This is a genomic window from Lacrimispora sp., assembly GCF_046972725.1.
Lineage (GTDB): Bacteria > Bacillota > Clostridia > Lachnospirales > Lachnospiraceae > Lacrimispora.
On record NZ_JBKVXF010000002.1, the window covers coordinates 21,375 to 37,891 of the forward strand.

A 16,517-nucleotide genomic window follows, 5' to 3' on the forward strand; every position below is an offset into this window, starting at 1 on the left:
GGGGAATAGTAAAATTTCTATGGATGCGATGGTAAAAGATGTCTGCATGCAGAGGAGATGGTCATGAAGCTTCATGAAGGGGAGATTGGGAAAACATACATTGTATACCGGGTGATGGCAAAGGAAGCGATTACGAGGCGGCTGGAGGCTTTGGGAGTCACAGAACTTACTCCTGTAACTCTGATGAATAAAAAGGGAAGCGGTACTGTAATTATTAAAGTAAGAGGTACCAGACTTGCCCTTGGAAGAAAAATCTCAGAGGGTATAGAAATAAGGGAGGCAGCCAGCCATGAATGAGGAAGATAAAGAGATCCGTGTTGGATTTGTTGGAAACCCTAACTGCGGCAAAACGACTTTATTTAATGCATTCACAGGAGCCAGGTTAAAGGTGGCGAACTGGCCGGGAGTTACGGTCGAGAGAATGGAAGGAATGGTTCGTTATAATGGCCGCCTCATACGAGTGATAGATACACCTGGAATCTACAGCCTGAATTGTTATACCATGGAAGAAAAGGTGACGAGAAAGTGTCTGGAAGACGGGGAAGTGGACGTGATTGTAAATGTGGTGGATGCTTCTTCTCTGGAGCGGAATCTGTATTTGACCCTGCAGCTTCTGGAGCTTAAAAAGCCAATGATCCTGGCACTTAACATGATGGATCTTGCAGAGGAGCGGGGATTGGAAATTGACCTTCCCCGTCTTTCCGGTATGCTTGGAACAATCCCTGTGGTACCGGTCTCAGCAAGAAACCGGACCGGACTTGATGTGTTATTAGATACCATCGTTCATGGTTACAAAGAGCCTTTTCAGGGCGTGATTGTAAAATATACACCTGGAATTGAAAACAGGATATCTAAATTACAAACGATTTTTAAGGCTCATTATAAGAAACCGGATCATTCAAGATGGTATGCGATCAAGTGTCTGGAACATGATGAAACGGTAATGAATGATTTCCCTTTTGATTTAAAAGAAATCATTGATCATAATTATGAGAAGGAAATTATCAATCAGAAATATAATTATATCGAGGAAGTTATTGAACGATGTCTGGCAAACAGGGATGAAAGCTTTGCACTTACAGATAAGGCCGATCAGTATTTTACTCATCCGGTGCTTGGTATGCCTTTATTTCTGGGAATTATGGCACTGGTGTTCTTTTTGACCTTTACCGTAGGGGATTTTTTTAAGGAATATTTTGAGATCGCGCTGGATTTGTTTTCTTCTTACATGCAGCAGCTGCTGGAGAAAATACATGCATCCGGCTGGATCACATCGTTAGTAGTTGACGGCATTATAGCGGGCGTTGGAGGGATTCTTACATTTTTACCGAATATTTTTATTTTGTTTCTTGCATTGGCATTCCTGGAAGACAGCGGATATATGGCAAGGGTTGCTTATGTGATGAATGAGGTGATGGGACGGGTAGGATTATCTGGAAAAGCGTTTTTGCCCATGCTGCTTGGGTTTGGCTGTACGGTTCCGGCTGTAATGGCAACAAGGGCTCTGTCTGGCGATAAGGACCGGAAAAGGACTATACTCCTAACGCCATTTATGTCCTGTTCGGCAAAACTTCCGATCTATGTCCTGTTTTCTGAAATGTTCTTTCCAAAGCATGCATTGGCTGTGGCTTATTCCCTATATCTTGTAGGTCTGATGGCGGCGATTGTGATTGCATTTGTCACTCATCACCTGGCAGGCGGAAAGGAAGGGGATACACTTCTTATCGAACTTCCGGAATACAAAATGCCTAATGGAAGAACCGTAGCCATCTATGTATGGGATAAGGTAAAGGATTATTTAAGCAAGGCAGGAACCACTATTTTCCTGGCAACCATCCTGCTTTGGTTTGTGTTAAACGGAGGGCCATCCGGTTTAGTCACCGATGTATCGGAAAGCTTTGCAGCAATCTTCGGGCGTGTTCTCGTTCCGGTTCTGCGCCCTGCAGGGTTGGGAGACTGGAGGATTGCAGTAGCACTGATATCCGGGCTTTCTGCAAAAGAAGTGGTGGTTTCCAGTTTTTCTGTTTTGTTTGGAATCAGCAATGTCAATTCGGCAGCGGGAATGGAAGAACTTCTGGCTGGCCTTGGAAGCCTTGGGTTTGGCGGTGTGAATGCTTATGCTCTTATGATTTTCTGCCTGCTTTATTCTCCCTGTATTGCCGCTGTTGCAACCATAAAGAAGGAAACGGGCTCCATGATATGGACCATTGGAATGGTGCTTTTTCAGCTTTTCTTGGCCTGGCTGGCCGCTGTTCTGGTGTTTCAGGCTGGAAGTCTTATTTTCTATACTTGATTTTGAGGAAAAAGTGAATGAATGATAAACTGCTTGTGGAAACTGCAGTGCTGGCAGGAGAAATTATGTTAGTAAGCGGCGCAGAAATTTTTCGGGTAGAAAATACAATCGATCATATTTTACGTAAGGCAGGGCGGGAGACAGCAGAGGCAATTGTCTTTTCTACCGGAATCTTTGCCTCTCTAAATGATCCCTCTATCGAAGCGATTACTGTTGCCAGAAGGGTACCGGGAAGGTCTACAAATCTAAACAGGGTTTATCTGGTCAATGATGTATCACGCAGACTTTGTAATGATCTTTTAACGGTAGAAGAGGCTCATGGAAAACTGAAGGAAATACGTAATACCATTCAGTATAGCAGATGGCTGAAAGATGTGGGGATCGTAGGCGTTGCAGTATTTTTCACTCTTTTGCTGGGCGGAGGAGGAAAGGATTGTCTGGCTGCAGCAGTAACAGGCGCTGTGCTTGCAGGAGCTATGGAAATATCTGTTCGGTTTCGGCTCAATGATTTTTGTATCAATGGTGTGTGTGCCTTTTTGATTGCAGTTACCACTTTATTTGTGGAGCGGTGGCTGCTGCCGGGAGTTAAAAGTGATATAATTATTATTGGAGCAATTATGCCTCTGGTACCAGGGGTCATATTTACTACGGCTATTCGGGATACATTAAATGGTGATTATGCTTCCGGGACCGCAAGAATGGTGGAAGCGGTGGTGGTAGCTTTGGCTGTGGCAGCAGGAGTAGGAGCCGGTATGGGACTGTTCCAGTGGCTGATGGGAGGCTTCTTATGGTAGTGCAGACAGCAGGTGCTTTTTTAGCAGTGATTAGCTTTTCACTGATTTTGGAATTACCAAAGAAATATGTGATTTTGGCTGGGAGTATCGGAGCAGCAGGCTGGCTGGCGTATCTTTTGGTGGATGCCGCAGCAGGATCTGTCATAACTGCGGCATTTTTATCCACGCTTTTAGTGGCTTTGGCAAGTCATATTTCTGCAAGAATCTTTAAGGCACCGGTAACTGTATTTTTAGTGGCGGGAATTCTTCCGTCAGTGCCTGGAGCTTCTATTTACCGAAGTGTATCCTATGTGATCAGCAACAATCCGGAGCTTTCCAGTTATTATTTGCTGCAGACCCTGCAGATTTCAGGAGCCATTGCCATGGCGGTCTTTATTATGGATTCTTTGTTCCGATTGGGGCAGAAGAAGTGAATGCGATGGTGAGTTCATCGCTTTTTCTGGAATAGAGATAGATGTGGTTGGACAGGCGGTCTTCTTCGGGAACCTCTTCCTGATTGATGGAGAAAACGGTTTCCGCTAGTTCTTTTATGGATATATTTTTGCTGCTGGGTATAATGAGGACTTCGTGAATGCTGGAAGGCAGGATGATTAAATCACTGTCTGTGCAGGAAGCGAAGTCTTTTAATATGCCTTCATAAAACATACAGGCAGCGCCATTGATGCCTGCTGGATTGGTTAGTACATACATTGGCGGTGACAGTGGTTCAGCATCAAAAAATTCAAATAAATCTTCTTCTTTTATATCTTCGTCTGCGGTATTTCTGGCGATATCTTTTATGACTTCTGAGAGGGAACGGATGCGGGCAGGGAAAAGGCGGGGGGTATTGATTTTTGCAGCCTGGAATAATTCTTCTGTGGTTAAGTTCCAGGTATTTTGGTGATTGTTGTGGATGAGGGCGGTCAACAGATCATCTTGTGACCGGTGGAGAGACAGACAAAAAATGAGACATAAATCCAGATCTGGATAGGAGATGTGTGGAATATCTGATAACTGGTCTTTGTTGGCTGGTTCATTAATCAGGCGGTAAATAATTTTGGTTTTTATGTATTCCGGAGAAGTAAGCGCATCAAGATGAATATGATCGGGAAGCCGGTTCGCCTGATAAAGCAGCAGGATATCTTCGATGATTTCTGTGATAGGGATTCCGCTTTGAAAAGGTTTGTAAAATTGGTTTAAGTAAATGGTGGGTGCGGCTTTCTCACCTGCCTTTGCAATGCACAGTCCATCGTGAATCAGACCATTGTTTTTTGTAATGGAATGCAGCGTCAGCGTAAAGTCGGAACCAAGCCGCTCTCCTACAGATTGTTTGACAGTTTCAAGAAATGTTTTGTATACCATGGTATACCTCCTTAGATGTGATTTATGTAAATTGCTGATTGCAGATTTACAACTGGATTTGATCGGTTCTTTTTGTGGTTGGAATTCATTATAGGAACCGTAAGAAATGTGGAAATGATTTTAGATGTGATTGGTGGTTCTATTATAGCGGAGTTATGGGGAAAAGACAATATGCTTTAAGATAATTTGATGATGAAATGAGGGTTGAAGAGTTTAGAGTCAGGGGAATTGACCTTCTATTTGATAAAAAAGTTAGTAGAAGTGTTTTTTGTGAGAATACGATGGAAAATGGTTAAAATTAACAATTTTTAACACCATTATGTGTTATAATTATTATAAAAAAACAGGAGGATAAAAATTATGAGTAAAAAGGTTTCTTATTATGTAATGGGGATTTTAATTTGCTTATTTTCAATGATCGGGAATGCGTGGAATGTGGGGAATGGAAGTGAAACTTCTTTTCTCATAATTTTTATGGGACTTTTTGTTCTGGGATTGTTCTTTGTGGCTAAGGGGTATCGGATTGTTGTGGAGAAAAAGAAGGAATTTGTGGCAGGAATTATTAATTTGAACGGGGACAGGAAGCTGCATGAGGTTGAGGAGTAAGAGAAAATAATAAAAAAATAGCAATGATTTAACTTGTATGGGCTTGTGCTGTGGTTATTGGCACAAGCCTAAGTGAGTTTAAATGGTTATATATTTTAAATGCAAAAAGCCGGGGAAACCGGTTTTTTTGCTTGTATAAAATAAATTGAAAACTAAAAAATGTTCCGACTGTACTTGACTTACGTGTTCTGGAGTGTTACTATAGAGAAAAGAACATATGTTCGACTTAGCGGCAAGTATGAAGTACAATTAGGGAAATAATTTCTTTTAAGAAAGCAGGCTGCTTAGAGGTCAGTTACTATTTATTGTTTCAGGGGATAAGTTTTCAATCATGCCATTTCATTGGTAAAGCATTGATTTTTATTTATAAATAGAATCTGGGACTGGAATATATTGAAGTTTTGGAATTGTTTGATGTTTTATATATCTTATTTAGTTTTAAAGACAAGGAGAGTCCTTTTTTCTTTTAGTCAGGCACAACCGAAGAAGAAAAAACATACGTTAAGCATAAATGCATAGTTCTGATAATTTTGCTCATGCTTTGCAATGCAACAGCAAGGAAGTTATCGGCGGGCGGTTCGCTGCAAGGTTTTATTCATATATTATATATAGAGTAACTTTTTTTAATCACCTCTGGTGTTTTCATAAATCCATAGGGCTATTGTACGGTCCTATGAATATGAGATAAGTTATCTCATAGCGGCACCGCGGCTTTTAATTATGAAAGCCGCGGTGAGAATTAAAACACCGGATAGTTTTTGGATGGATGTACGAAAAGGAGAGTGTATCATGCAGCAGGAATATAGAGTGAAAGCTGATGTTACCAGTTCGCTTTTATTAAAAAACGGTTTTAAGCCGGATAAAGATAAATTTTCGTCTTCCAGCTACCTCTATCGCAGGTTTATTAAAGTCAGATTTACCATTGATTTAAAAGAGCGGGTCATGCATTGGACCATACAGGACAGTACCGGAATAAGTTCTTATTTTGCGTTTTCCAATCAAAAATATCATGAGAACAGCAGAATCGCCTTAAGAGTTATCAATGAGTTTAATCTGTTAATAAAAAGATATGAAGAAGCTGAAATTATTGAGGAAGAACTATGATGCATAAGAGAATAAAATGGCAGGCTTTGTTGCCTTTGCAGACAGTATTTTGATGATAAAATCACAGGCATACCTGATGAGGGATTCTGGTATGCCTGTTTGAGCGTGTATAAATCCTGATAGAAAGTCTATGAAAATACCTGACAGTTTCCAATAAAAAACAGATGCAAAAGATTATCCGCTAAAATTAGACCGTGATATGTGGAAAATACATAGAATTTTCCGATGCAGGAGATAGAATAAAACCAGCTTCCTGTATTATGCTTTACGAGAAACAACTCGGATTCTTCGATAATCCGCAGTCCATGTTGTTCCATTATACATTTTTTCAAATAGTAGCTGTTCAACATCCTCAAAAATATGATTTTGCTGGTCCGGGTCGTACACGGAAAGGCTTTCAGAAAAAAACTGCAACATCCACTTTCTTAACCCGTTTTTGCCATCTGGTAAAGGAGTAGGGCGGTCATAATCATATATTTTTTCAATTGTAAAACCAGCTTCTCTTAAAAGGTGGGAATACGCTTCAACAGTAGGAAAGAAAAACGGATTTTCATAATAATTTTGGTAGGATTTTAAGACGGTTCTATATGCAGTTTCAATTTGCGATATGTTTCCGGAGGCACCAAACTCGCAAATCAGAAGTCCGTTCTCTTTTAAAGCACGGATAATCTTCTCAAGCAGTAGTTTTTGATTGGGAATCCAATGAAAAACAGCATTGGAAAAGATAACATCAAATTCATTTTGCCAAGGAATTTGACAAGCATCCATCACATCAAAGTGCAAATTTGGATATTTATTTCTTGCTGTTGCTATCATTTCCTTTGAACCATCAATTCCGATGACTTGATTGCAGAATTCGTTTAGCTTTTGTGTCAGATCCCCTGTACCACAACCAAGATCAAGAATACTACCTGTCTTTTTCGGAACCAAAGAAATTAAATCTTTTCCATATTCCGAAACAAATGCTTGCGATGTATCATATAATTCACTTTTCCACTCCATGATATAGTACTCCTTTTATATGAATTCCAGATAGACGAATCTTTTTTGATAAATGATTATACTATATTTCAGTTTAAAAAGCAAAATATATTCTCAAAAACTAATTTGAAAGGTAAGCTTTTCAAATATACTTACACAGTGTAAGAATAGAATGGTTTCAGAAGATCCCAATAAATTTTTATAAAGTAACAAGTCGTTAGCTCGTAACTTTCGTGTAAGATTAGGAAGGGTCTTTTGGGACCCTGCTAGGTAAGCATAAAGCATTATGATGAAAATTGTAGTCAAAATACTTAACCGTTCTCCGATGCGTAATATTTACTGCCAAGTCTGAACGAGAACTCAAACGTAAAAATTAAGGAATATAATGAGGACAGGACTAAATATACTGTTAGAGCAGAGGCTACATCATTTTATGATATGCAGAGTTTTGGATGAAAACATTAAAATATTCTATATGAAAGCCAGTGTCATATGACTGATTGGACCAGACATATAATGCTGTTTGTAATTACATAGGCTATCTTTAACCGGGAAATCTATTTTAAAAGGATATTTAAGCTATGATGTACGATTTATCAGCTTTAGAAACATATTCAACAGTCAAGAAGCATTAAGAATTTGTCAAAGGGGTATTTCAATATGCTTACAATTGTCAAAAGATGACATTTGATCCATGTCCAGCGGTTCAATTACCTATCGAACGCTATATGAATGTAAAGAAAAAAAGCTAAGATTTTGCCAGAATATATAACTGAAAAAATGTATGAATTCAATATTACATTATTGCAGAGTAATAATCAGCTCTTTAAGCATATGCCTGTTCTGCTGCTGATTTTAAGTGTTCTAGGTACGGTGAAAGCAGAAGATTACACAATCCATGTGCTCAGACACAAGAGAATCCTTATGAAATAAAGACTATTAGAAATATAAAAAAGGGCAAAAAAATAGTGCATCTGATAGGAATCGAACCTACGCACACGGCTCCGGAGGCCATTGCTCTATCCACTGAGCTACAGATGCATCTTTTACATTCTACTATAAATCCTTTCAATGCGCAAGAGTATTTGTTGATTTTTATCGGTTTTTTTGTTAAAATGAAGAGGAGATTCATTCTCCAGGAGGTCAAGCCTATATGAAGCACTTATTGGAAAAATGGAAGAACGGTATGAAAGAAGAGACGAAAAAAAACCTAAAGTTTCTAGCCGTTCCGCTGATAGTCATTATACTTATGATTGTCGTAGTTGTACTTGATGAACCCGGAAAAGACCATAAGAATGAGTCAGGGAATGGGGGCGGATCTGCTGCCGGAACAGAGGAAAGCGGGTCAGAAGCAGGGGCTATGGCAGAGATTACTTTGAAAAAAGAGGCTGTGCCTGAGATCCATGAATTGATGGAAGCTTACTTTAAGGCGAGAAAAACCTGTGATTTGGAAGCTCTTTCTGAGGTATACGGAGGTACTTGTCCGGAACAGGAACTGAATCAGCAGAGTGCCAGACTGGAAGAGGAAGTAAAGTTTTATCAGGATTATGAGAATCTGGTATGCTACACCGCTCCAGGGCTTTCAGAAGGAGATTATCTTGTTTATGCGAAGTTCGACATTAAGTTCCGTCAGGCGGAGACCTTAGCTCCAAGCCTGATTGTGTGTTATTCAAAAAAAGGAACAGATGATACCTATTATCTGGTAGCTAATACGGATAAAAATCAATCCGGATTTATGGATGAAGCCAATCGGTCTGATCAGGTTCAGAAATTGGCGAAGGAAGTAAATGAGGGTCTGGATAAAGCATTAAAGTCTGATGAGAATCTTCTGGCTGTTTATCATACTTTGATGGACCAGAAGGAAGAATCAGAAGAGAGCGCTGCTTCACCGGCTGAAAAAGAGGGTTCCGCAGAAGAGACGGAGCCTGCAGCGGAGTCCGGCAGCCAGACCAACAATATGTAAACAGATGCTTCTCTGCGTGGCACCGTGCAGAGGGGCATTTTTGACAAAGGAGATAAATATTTATGAACGTGAAAGATTTTAATTTTGATTTACCTCAGGAGCTGATTGCACAGGATCCTCTTTTGGACCGTTCCGCTTCCAGGCTTTTGGTACTTGATAAGCACACAGGGGAAATTGAACACAGGCATTTCAGGGATATCCTTTCTTATTTAAGAAAAGGAGACTGTCTGGTCATTAATGATACAAAGGTAATTCCGGCCAGACTCTTTGGAGTGAAGGAGGGGACAGAAGCAAAAATTGAAATTCTGCTTTTAAAAAGAAAAGAGAATGATATTTGGGAGACGCTTGTAAAGCCGGGCAAAAAGGCAAAGGTTGGGACCGTTATTTCCTTTGGGGAAGGTTTGCTAAAAGGAACCGTCATTGATGTGGTAGAAGAAGGAAACCGCCTGATTCAGTTTACCTATGACGGTATCTTTGAAGAGATCTTAGACCGCCTGGGGCAGATGCCGTTGCCTCCCTATATCACTCATCAACTTCAGGATAAAAACCGGTATCAGACCGTATATGCAAAGCACGAGGGTTCAGCGGCAGCACCGACTGCAGGTCTTCATTTTACAAAAGAACTGTTAAAAGAGATTGAAGACAAGGGGATTTCCATTGCCCATGTGACTCTGCATGTTGGCCTTGGTACGTTTCGGCCGGTGAAAGTGGAGGAAATAGAATCCCATCATATGCATTCCGAGTTCTACATTGTTGAGGAGGGGGAAGCTAAAAAAGTCAATGATACGAAGAAAAATGGCGGAAGAGTCGTTTGTGTAGGGACTACCAGCTGCCGGACCGTTGAATCTGCGTCAACGGAAGACGGAATTTTAAAAGCGGGAACCGGATGGACGGAAATCTTTATTTATCCCGGATACCGTTTTAAGATCTTAGACTGTCTGATCACGAATTTCCATTTGCCGGAGTCCACCCTTGTCATGCTGGTTTCCGCCCTTGCAGGACGGGAACATGTGCTGCATGCTTATGACGAGGCCATAAAAGAACGCTACCGGTTTTTCAGCTTCGGTGATGCAATGTTTCTGACGGATCTTTCTAAAGAACAGGAACATGGAGGGAACGTTTCATGAAAACATCCGAAGATTTAAAACAATTTCTCCGTTCTGTGGATGGGAAAGGGTATCCGGCATACAAAGGAGCCAAAGGGCAATACCGTTTTCCAGGTTACGTATTGTCCATCGATCATGTCCAGGGAGATCCGTTTGCCTCTCCTTCCAGGATCAGCATTCGCGTCGATGGGAATAATGCGGGATTTCCTCCAGCTTCCTATGATATGGAATACAAAAGAGTTGCTCTTTCCGACCATCTGTTACGGAAGTTTGGAGAAATTTTGGAGCAGTATCGTTTTAAGGCAAAAGGCTCAGGAAAAAGCGGGCTGCTCTCCATCAGCCGCCCGGGGCAGGAGATATTGGACCGCACGGCCTGCCGGATCAATCGGGCAGACGGCAGCCTGAGCTTTCGTCTTGAAGTGGGATTTCCAGCCAATGGAAGAACCATCCGTTCGGAGGAACTCATAAAGATACTGTTTGATTTTCTGCCTTCCTGTGCTGCAGAAATCTGTTTTTACCATTCTTATCCTGATCAGAAAAAAAGACAGATTCATGAGGTAAGAAAACTGGCAGAGGATCAACAGTTCCTTCGGAGCCGTCTTACTGACCTGGGACTGGCAGCATTTGTGGCAAATGGAGCAATTTTGCCAAGGCAGTCCGGAGTCTCGGAAAAACCTATGAAACAGGCGGTTCCTTTTCAATCGCCTGCAGCCATGGAAGTGGAAATTTCCCTTCCCAATCAAGGCAGTATCAAAGGAATGGGTATCCCAAAAGGTGTTACGCTTATTGTGGGCGGCGGATACCATGGGAAATCTACACTTTTGAAGGCTTTGGAAAAAGGCGTATATAACCATATTGCCGGAGACGGAAGAGAGTTTGTTGTTACAGAAAATTCGGCAGTAAAGCTTCGGGCCGAAGATGGAAGAAGCGTAAAGAAAGTGGATATCTCTGCATTTATTAATAATCTTCCGGATCATCGGGATACCGTTCGGTTTTCTACAGAAGATGCCAGCGGAAGCACTTCTCAGGCGGCCGGGTTGGCAGAGGCCATGGAAAGCGGAGCCGGGGTATTTTTAATCGATGAAGATACCAGTGCCACCAACTTTATGATCAGGGACCGGTTGATGCAGCAGGTGGTCAGCCGGGATAAGGAACCGATCACTCCTTTTGTGGAACGGATCCGGGAAATATATGAGCGTAAAGGAATTTCCACCATACTTGTCGCTGGAAGCTCCGGAGCTTATTTTCATGCAGCAGATTGTGTGATTCAGATGGATTCTTATGTGCCGGTGGAAATCACAGAATTTGCAAAGAAAGCGGCGGCGGAATACGGAGAAGGGATTTTTCCACTTGACCTGCCGGAAATAAATCTTTGCCGTGTGCCTCTTGCCCTGAAAACCGGAGGAAAAGAGGAACGGTCTAAGATAAAGGTTTTGGGACAGGACAGCTTAAAAATCGACCATGAGATTGTTGATTTGCGTTATGTGGAACAGATTGCAGATGCGGAACAGGTTGCAGCACTGGGATTTTTTCTTCAATACGCAGGCGCCCGCTTGATTGACGGAAAGAAAACACTGGTGCGGATCGTTGATGAACTGGAATATAGGGTGAAAGAAGAAGGCCTGGATTTTCTGGGAGAGAAGGGGAATCTTCCTGTAAATCTGGCACTTCCCAGGAGACAGGAGATTTTTGCGGCATTTAACCGGTGCCGGAGCCTGACGTTTTAAAAGGTAAGGATATTGCTTATGGAAGAAAAAAAACATATGGTCGGAGGCATATCCAGAAAGACTCTGGAACGTCTGCCGATATACCATCATTATCTGGAAGGTAAGCTTAAAGAGGAAACGGAAACCATATCAGCCCCCTCCATCGCCATGGATCTTCAGTTAAATGAGGTTCAGGTGCGAAAGGATCTGGCTATGGTGACCACAAATGGCGGAAAACCCAAAATGGGATATCAGGTCATGGAACTAATTAAGGACATCGAAGAGTTCCTGGGATATCATAACAGCAATCAGGCGGTACTTGTGGGAGCAGGCTCTTTGGGGAAAGCATTGCTTTCTTACAAAGGGTTTGAGCAGTATGGTGTAGAAATTGTGATGGCTTTTGACACTGATGGAAGAAAAGTGAATACCAAAATTGGAGGAAAGATGGTTCTGCCTTTTGGAAAACTTGAAAGTCTTTGTAAGAGAAGGAACATACATATTGGAATCATCACGGTTCCTGCGCAGGCAGCTCAGGAAGTCTGTGACCATCTGGTGGCAGCAGGAGTGAGAGCAATCTGGAATTTTGCTCCCATCCATTTATCTGTGCCGGAACATGTTCTGGTGCAGAATGAGAATATGGCAGTTTCTCTGGCTGCGCTGTCCAAGTATCTTTATGAAGCCGAAAAGAAAGGAAGGCAGCAGGCAAAGGGGGAAAATGATTGAACACTGTATTATTGCAATATGCGGTTGAGGTGGAAAAAACAGGCTCTATTACGCAGGCGGCAGCCAATCTTTATATGGACCAGCCCAATCTGAGCAAGGCGATCAAGAGCCTGGAGGAAAGTCTTGGTGCACCTATTTTCCGAAGGACTCCGAAAGGTGTGGTGCCTACGGAGAGAGGAAGGGTCTTTTTAAAATACGCCAGGAATGTCCTGGTACAGATTGAAGAAATGGAACATCTATATAAGCCAGATCAGGTAACTGGCATCAATTTTTCTCTTTCTATGCCAAGAGCCAGCTATATAAGTCTTGCATGCACCCGGTTAATCAGGGCTTTTAGTCAGGAGGAAGCCATGGCGGTCTGGCTGCGGGAGACCAATACCGCCGATACGTTAAGGGATGTGGAGACAGGGGAGTACCGTTTGGGGATCATCAGGTACCAGTCTTCTTCTGAAGCTTATTACGGACAGACTTCTGCCGCAAAGGGTCTGGTCATGGAACCTTTGTTTCATTATTCATTAAGGCTTCTTTTCTCTTCCCATCACCCTTTGGCAGGAAAACAAGACATAGAACCGGAGGATTTAATCCCATACATTGAGATCTCTCACGGCGATGGTTTTTCAAGCCGGCAGGGAGAGGGGGAAAGAGACAGAAGTATTCTGGATTTGGCAAAACGTATATTTGTATTTGAACGGGGGAGCCAGTTTGATCTTTTGTGTGAGAGTCCGGATACCTATATGTGGGTTTCTCCCATGCCTCCCCAGATGTTAAAAAGGTATCATCTGGTGGAGCGGAGATGTAAAAGAAAGACTCCGGTATATCAGGATGCTTTGGTATACCGCAAGGGATATTCCCTTAGCTGCCTGGAGAAAAAATTTATAAAAGAGCTGGAAAAGTTCAAGCCGTTGTTCTGTTAAGAATGTTAAATATATATCAATATTTATATACTGATATATACCTTTTTACCTTTGTATTTCCTGTCCAATTGGACTACAATATTATATAGTAATAACTGGAAATTCATAAGGAGGGTTATAACATGGCTAGATTTACATTACCGAGAGACTTATATCACGGAAAAGGTGCCTTAGAGGAACTTAAGAACTTAAAGGGACGTAAGGCTATCGTGGTAGTCGGCGGCGGTTCGATGAAACGGTTTGGATTTCTTGACAGGGTGGAGGCTTATTTAAAAGAGGCTGGATTAGAAGTAAAGTTATTTGAAGGGGTAGAACCGGATCCAAGTGTGGATACGGTGTTAAAAGGTGCTGAGGTAATGCGTGAATTTCAGCCTGACTGGATCGTTGCAATCGGCGGTGGTTCTCCGATTGATGCGGCAAAAGCAATGTGGACATTTTATGAGTATCCGGATGTTACCTTTGAAGATTTATGTATTCCGTTTAATTTCCCGTCTTTACGGACAAAGGCAAAGTTTTGCGCAATTCCGTCTACTTCCGGTACAGCTACCGAAGTAACGGCATTCAGTGTTATTACCGATTATAAAAAGGGAATCAAGTATCCGTTGGCAGACTTTAACATCACTCCGGACGTAGCCATCGTTGATCCGGACCTGGCTGAGACGATGCCCCAGAAGCTGACTGCATTTACCGGTATGGATGCCATGACCCATGCAATTGAAGCATACGTATCCACGCTTCACTGTGATTACACCGATCCTCTTGCGCTTCATGCCATCAAGATGATACATAATGATCTGATTGATTCTTATAACGGCAATATGGATGCACGTGCCCGTATGCACAATGCACAGTGTCTTGCAGGTATGGCATTTTCCAATGCACTGTTAGGAATCGTTCATTCCATGGCTCATAAGACTGGTGCTGCTTATTCCGGCGGACATATTGTTCATGGCTGTGCAAATGCAATGTATCTGCCAAAGGTAATCAAATTCAATTCCAAGGTTTCCGATGCAGCCAAACGTTATGGTGAGATTGCCAGCTTCATTGGACTTAAGGGCAATACAGACGGGGAACTGGTGGATGCACTTATTGCTGAGATACAATCCATGAATGAAAAACTCCATATTCCTTCCTGCATTAAGGATTATGAGGGAGGAATCATTGATGAAGCAGAGTTCAATGAAAAAATAGCGTCAGTAGCTGAGTTGGCAGTTGGTGATGCTTGTACCGGCTCCAACCCAAGAACGGTTACTCCGGCAGAGATGGAGAAGCTGTTAGCTTGTTGTTACTATGATAAAGAGGTTGATTTTTAAGAATCACTGAAACATATATGCAGTGTGAGTCGTAGGCGCAGAACCCTTTGGTTTTGCGCCTATGGTGCGTAAAAAGGCGTTTGACAGTAAAATCCATCTGTGATATGGTAATCTGGAAAAATGAAAAGCTGATACACTGGCTGCTGCCTGTAAGATGGAGGAGACTAAATGAGAATAGGAAAGACCATGATTCTGATTGCAGGACTGGCTGCAATGCTGCTTTCTGGTTGTCAAAGAAACATAGAGCCGATCAGCAAATCGGGCTTTATGTTAAATACATTTGTTACAGTAACAATTTATGATAAGGATGATCCCAAAATACTGGAAGGCTGTCTGGAATTATGCCGGTCTTATGAAAATATTTTTAGCAAGACTCTTGAGGGAAGCGAAGTCTACAAACTGAATCACCGGTCTTCTGACCAGCAGACAGTGACGGTGTCTGATGATGTAAAGGCACTTATCTCCGAAGCGCAGATCTATTCGGAACGTTCCAATGGAGGCTTTGATGTTACCATAGAGCCTTTGTCGTCCTTGTGGAATTTCACCGCTGAAAGTCCTGTGATTCCATCGGAAAAAGATATTAAAGAAGCGGTTTTAAAGGTAAATTATAAGAATTTGAAACTGGAAGGGAACGATCTTACTTTTTTGTCTCCGGATACTACTATTGACTTTGGGGGCGTTGCCAAGGGGTATATTGCAGACCGGTTAAAAGATTATCTTTTGGAACAGGGCGTAAAAAGTGCCATTATCAATTTGGGCGGAAATGTTCTATGTGTAGGAGAAAAGCCTGACGGGACTCCATTTAAAATCGGCCTTCAAAAGCCTTTTGCAGACAGGAGTGAGACGATAGAAACGCTGAATATCAAAGATATGTCTGTCGTATCTTCCGGTGTTTATGAGCGCCATTTTATAAAGGATGGAGTTAATTATCACCATCTTTTGAATCCACGGGACGGATACCCCTTTCAAAATGGCCTGATTTCTGTTACGATTTTATCAGATATTTCTGCTGATGGGGATGGAATGACCACGGCCTGCTTCTCTCTGGGACTGGATGAGGGACTGAAGCTGGTCAATTCCTTAGATGGAATTTATGGAATTTTTATAACAGATGATTATGAAGTTTATTATTCGGATGGTGCAGAGAAGTTTCTGGAAGTCAACCCTTAGAATCTCTTTACAATTCCCCAGCCCTATAATACAATAGAGGAAATGTGATTTTACAGGAGAAAAAGAAATGCTTAAAAAAATATGGGACAAGTTCATGAACCGTGAAGTCATTTCCTATCTGATATTTGGGGTGCTGACAACGCTTGTGAACTGGGTGGTCTATGGCATGATGGTGAGAACCGGCGTAGATTACCGCATTGCAACAGCGGCAGCCTGGGTTGTATCGGTCCTGTTTGCTTTTGTTGTGAATAAAATTTTCGTTTTTCAAAGCTATGACCTGCATCTTGCCTGTGTAATGAAGGAAGTGACTTCCTTTACCGCATGCAGAGCTGCGTCAGGCGTCATGGAAATGGTTCTAATGGTGATTATGGTTTCCTGGCTCAATATGGATGAATATGTAAGCAAAGTACTGGTATCCATAGTTGTTGTTGTTGTGAACTATGTATTCAGCAAACTTTTCATATTCCGAAAAAGTGAGGAAAAACCCCTGTAAAGAGAGGTAA

Annotated in this window: 16 protein-coding genes and 1 tRNA gene; 14 read left to right on the forward strand and 3 right to left on the reverse strand. The window is 41.9% G+C overall.

Annotation, left to right across the window (positions count from 1 at the left end):
* Positions 1 to 57: 57 nt before the first annotated feature.
* Genes ACLTWA_RS08300 through ACLTWA_RS08315 form a run of 4 tightly spaced genes read left to right on the forward strand, consistent with a single transcriptional unit; the run spans position 58 to position 3,500 of the window.
* Positions 58 to 297 carry a FeoA family protein gene (locus ACLTWA_RS08300; protein ID WP_412327233.1) on the forward strand — a complete coding sequence of 80 codons (240 nt, stop codon included), beginning with the start codon at positions 58 to 60 and terminating at the stop codon, positions 295 to 297.
* Complete coding sequence (gene feoB, locus ACLTWA_RS08305) at positions 290 to 2,293, forward strand: ferrous iron transport protein B (RefSeq protein ID WP_412327234.1); 2,004 nt, start codon at positions 290 to 292, stop codon at positions 2,291 to 2,293. The genes ACLTWA_RS08300 and feoB overlap by 8 nt, the downstream gene beginning before the upstream one ends.
* Positions 2,294 to 2,310: 17 nt before the next feature.
* Complete coding sequence (locus tag ACLTWA_RS08310; protein ID WP_412327235.1) at positions 2,311 to 3,087, forward strand: threonine/serine exporter family protein; 777 nt, start codon at positions 2,311 to 2,313, stop codon at positions 3,085 to 3,087.
* Entirely contained in the window at positions 3,081 to 3,500 is a 420-nt protein-coding gene (locus tag ACLTWA_RS08315) for a threonine/serine exporter family protein (RefSeq protein WP_412327236.1), read from the forward strand. Before ACLTWA_RS08310 ends, ACLTWA_RS08315 begins: the two co-directional genes overlap by 7 nt.
* Here the strand turns inward: ACLTWA_RS08315 and ACLTWA_RS08320 are convergent.
* Positions 3,463 to 4,428, reverse strand: coding sequence for a DUF5688 family protein (locus ACLTWA_RS08320; RefSeq protein ID WP_412327237.1), 966 nt, complete (start codon positions 4,426 to 4,428; stop codon positions 3,463 to 3,465). The two genes, ACLTWA_RS08315 and ACLTWA_RS08320, sit on opposite strands and share 38 nt — an antisense overlap.
* A 360-nt stretch (positions 4,429 to 4,788) precedes the next feature.
* Here ACLTWA_RS08320 and ACLTWA_RS08325 point away from each other — a divergent pair, with 360 nt between their 5' ends.
* Positions 4,789 to 5,034, forward strand: coding sequence for a hypothetical protein (locus ACLTWA_RS08325; RefSeq protein ID WP_412327238.1), 246 nt, complete (start codon positions 4,789 to 4,791; stop codon positions 5,032 to 5,034).
* A 789-nt stretch (positions 5,035 to 5,823) separates the two neighbouring features.
* Positions 5,824 to 6,138: a hypothetical protein gene (locus tag ACLTWA_RS08330; protein ID WP_412327239.1), complete on the forward strand. Its 315-nt coding sequence runs from the start codon at positions 5,824 to 5,826 to the stop codon at positions 6,136 to 6,138.
* A 258-nt stretch (positions 6,139 to 6,396) separates the two neighbouring features.
* Here the strand turns inward: ACLTWA_RS08330 and ACLTWA_RS08335 are convergent, their stop codons facing one another.
* Positions 6,397 to 7,140, reverse strand: a complete 744-nt coding sequence (locus ACLTWA_RS08335) for a class I SAM-dependent methyltransferase (RefSeq protein ID WP_412327240.1) — start codon at positions 7,138 to 7,140, stop codon at positions 6,397 to 6,399.
* 948 nt (positions 7,141 to 8,088) lie between these two features.
* A tRNA-Arg gene (locus tag ACLTWA_RS08340) sits at positions 8,089 to 8,160 on the reverse strand.
* Between the two features lie 112 nt (positions 8,161 to 8,272).
* Between ACLTWA_RS08340 and ACLTWA_RS08345 the strand changes: the two genes are divergently transcribed.
* The 8 genes from ACLTWA_RS08345 to ACLTWA_RS08380 all read left to right on the forward strand — a co-directional run bounded on the left by ACLTWA_RS08345 (position 8,273) and on the right by ACLTWA_RS08380 (position 16,507).
* Entirely contained in the window at positions 8,273 to 9,082 is an 810-nt protein-coding gene (locus ACLTWA_RS08345; RefSeq protein WP_412327241.1) for a hypothetical protein, read from the forward strand.
* Positions 9,083 to 9,144: 62 nt separating this feature from the next.
* Complete coding sequence (queA, locus tag ACLTWA_RS08350) at positions 9,145 to 10,209, forward strand: tRNA preQ1(34) S-adenosylmethionine ribosyltransferase-isomerase QueA (protein WP_412327242.1); 1,065 nt, start codon at positions 9,145 to 9,147, stop codon at positions 10,207 to 10,209.
* Positions 10,206 to 11,915: an ABC-ATPase domain-containing protein gene (locus ACLTWA_RS08355; RefSeq protein WP_412327243.1), complete on the forward strand. Its 1,710-nt coding sequence runs from the start codon at positions 10,206 to 10,208 to the stop codon at positions 11,913 to 11,915. Before queA ends, ACLTWA_RS08355 begins: the two co-directional genes overlap by 4 nt.
* 18 nt (positions 11,916 to 11,933) lie before the next feature.
* Positions 11,934 to 12,617 carry a redox-sensing transcriptional repressor Rex gene (locus ACLTWA_RS08360; protein ID WP_412327244.1) on the forward strand — a complete coding sequence of 228 codons (684 nt, stop codon included), beginning with the start codon at positions 11,934 to 11,936 and terminating at the stop codon, positions 12,615 to 12,617.
* Positions 12,614 to 13,531 carry a LysR family transcriptional regulator gene (locus tag ACLTWA_RS08365; protein ID WP_412327245.1) on the forward strand — a complete coding sequence of 306 codons (918 nt, stop codon included), beginning with the start codon at positions 12,614 to 12,616 and terminating at the stop codon, positions 13,529 to 13,531. The genes ACLTWA_RS08360 and ACLTWA_RS08365 overlap by 4 nt, the downstream gene beginning before the upstream one ends.
* A gap of 122 nt (positions 13,532 to 13,653) precedes the next feature.
* A complete protein-coding gene (locus ACLTWA_RS08370; protein ID WP_412327246.1) occupies positions 13,654 to 14,844 on the forward strand; it encodes an iron-containing alcohol dehydrogenase in 1,191 nt (396 codons plus the stop codon).
* Positions 14,845 to 15,012: 168 nt separating this feature from the next.
* Positions 15,013 to 16,014 carry an FAD:protein FMN transferase gene (locus ACLTWA_RS08375; RefSeq protein WP_412327247.1) on the forward strand — a complete coding sequence of 334 codons (1,002 nt, stop codon included), beginning with the start codon at positions 15,013 to 15,015 and terminating at the stop codon, positions 16,012 to 16,014.
* 67 nt (positions 16,015 to 16,081) lie between these two features.
* A complete protein-coding gene (locus tag ACLTWA_RS08380; protein ID WP_412327248.1) occupies positions 16,082 to 16,507 on the forward strand; it encodes a GtrA family protein in 426 nt (141 codons plus the stop codon).
* Positions 16,508 to 16,517: the final 10 nt, after the last annotated feature.

Excerpts from the sequence above, each read along its gene's own strand:
- queA (WP_412327242.1), top strand. The coding sequence starts at position 9,145 with ATGAACGTGAAAGATTTTAATTTTGATTTACCTCAGGAGCTGATTGCA.
- ACLTWA_RS08380 (WP_412327248.1), top strand. The coding sequence starts at position 16,082 with ATGCTTAAAAAAATATGGGACAAGTTCATGAACCGTGAAGTCATTTCC.
- ACLTWA_RS08330 (WP_412327239.1), top strand. The coding sequence starts at position 5,824 with ATGCAGCAGGAATATAGAGTGAAAGCTGATGTTACCAGTTCGCTTTTA.
- ACLTWA_RS08310 (WP_412327235.1), top strand. The coding sequence starts at position 2,311 with ATGAATGATAAACTGCTTGTGGAAACTGCAGTGCTGGCAGGAGAAATT.
- ACLTWA_RS08300 (WP_412327233.1), top strand. The coding sequence starts at position 58 with ATGGTCATGAAGCTTCATGAAGGGGAGATTGGGAAAACATACATTGTA.
- ACLTWA_RS08335 (WP_412327240.1), bottom strand. The coding sequence starts at position 7,140 with ATGGAGTGGAAAAGTGAATTATATGATACATCGCAAGCATTTGTTTCG.
- ACLTWA_RS08355 (WP_412327243.1), top strand. The coding sequence starts at position 10,206 with ATGAAAACATCCGAAGATTTAAAACAATTTCTCCGTTCTGTGGATGGG.
- ACLTWA_RS08345 (WP_412327241.1), top strand. The coding sequence starts at position 8,273 with ATGAAGCACTTATTGGAAAAATGGAAGAACGGTATGAAAGAAGAGACG.
- ACLTWA_RS08360 (WP_412327244.1), top strand. The coding sequence starts at position 11,934 with ATGGAAGAAAAAAAACATATGGTCGGAGGCATATCCAGAAAGACTCTG.
- feoB (WP_412327234.1), top strand. The coding sequence starts at position 290 with ATGAATGAGGAAGATAAAGAGATCCGTGTTGGATTTGTTGGAAACCCT.
- ACLTWA_RS08315 (WP_412327236.1), top strand. The coding sequence starts at position 3,081 with ATGGTAGTGCAGACAGCAGGTGCTTTTTTAGCAGTGATTAGCTTTTCA.
- ACLTWA_RS08375 (WP_412327247.1), top strand. The coding sequence starts at position 15,013 with ATGAGAATAGGAAAGACCATGATTCTGATTGCAGGACTGGCTGCAATG.
- ACLTWA_RS08370 (WP_412327246.1), top strand. The coding sequence starts at position 13,654 with ATGGCTAGATTTACATTACCGAGAGACTTATATCACGGAAAAGGTGCC.
- ACLTWA_RS08325 (WP_412327238.1), top strand. The coding sequence starts at position 4,789 with ATGAGTAAAAAGGTTTCTTATTATGTAATGGGGATTTTAATTTGCTTA.
- ACLTWA_RS08320 (WP_412327237.1), bottom strand. The coding sequence starts at position 4,428 with ATGGTATACAAAACATTTCTTGAAACTGTCAAACAATCTGTAGGAGAG.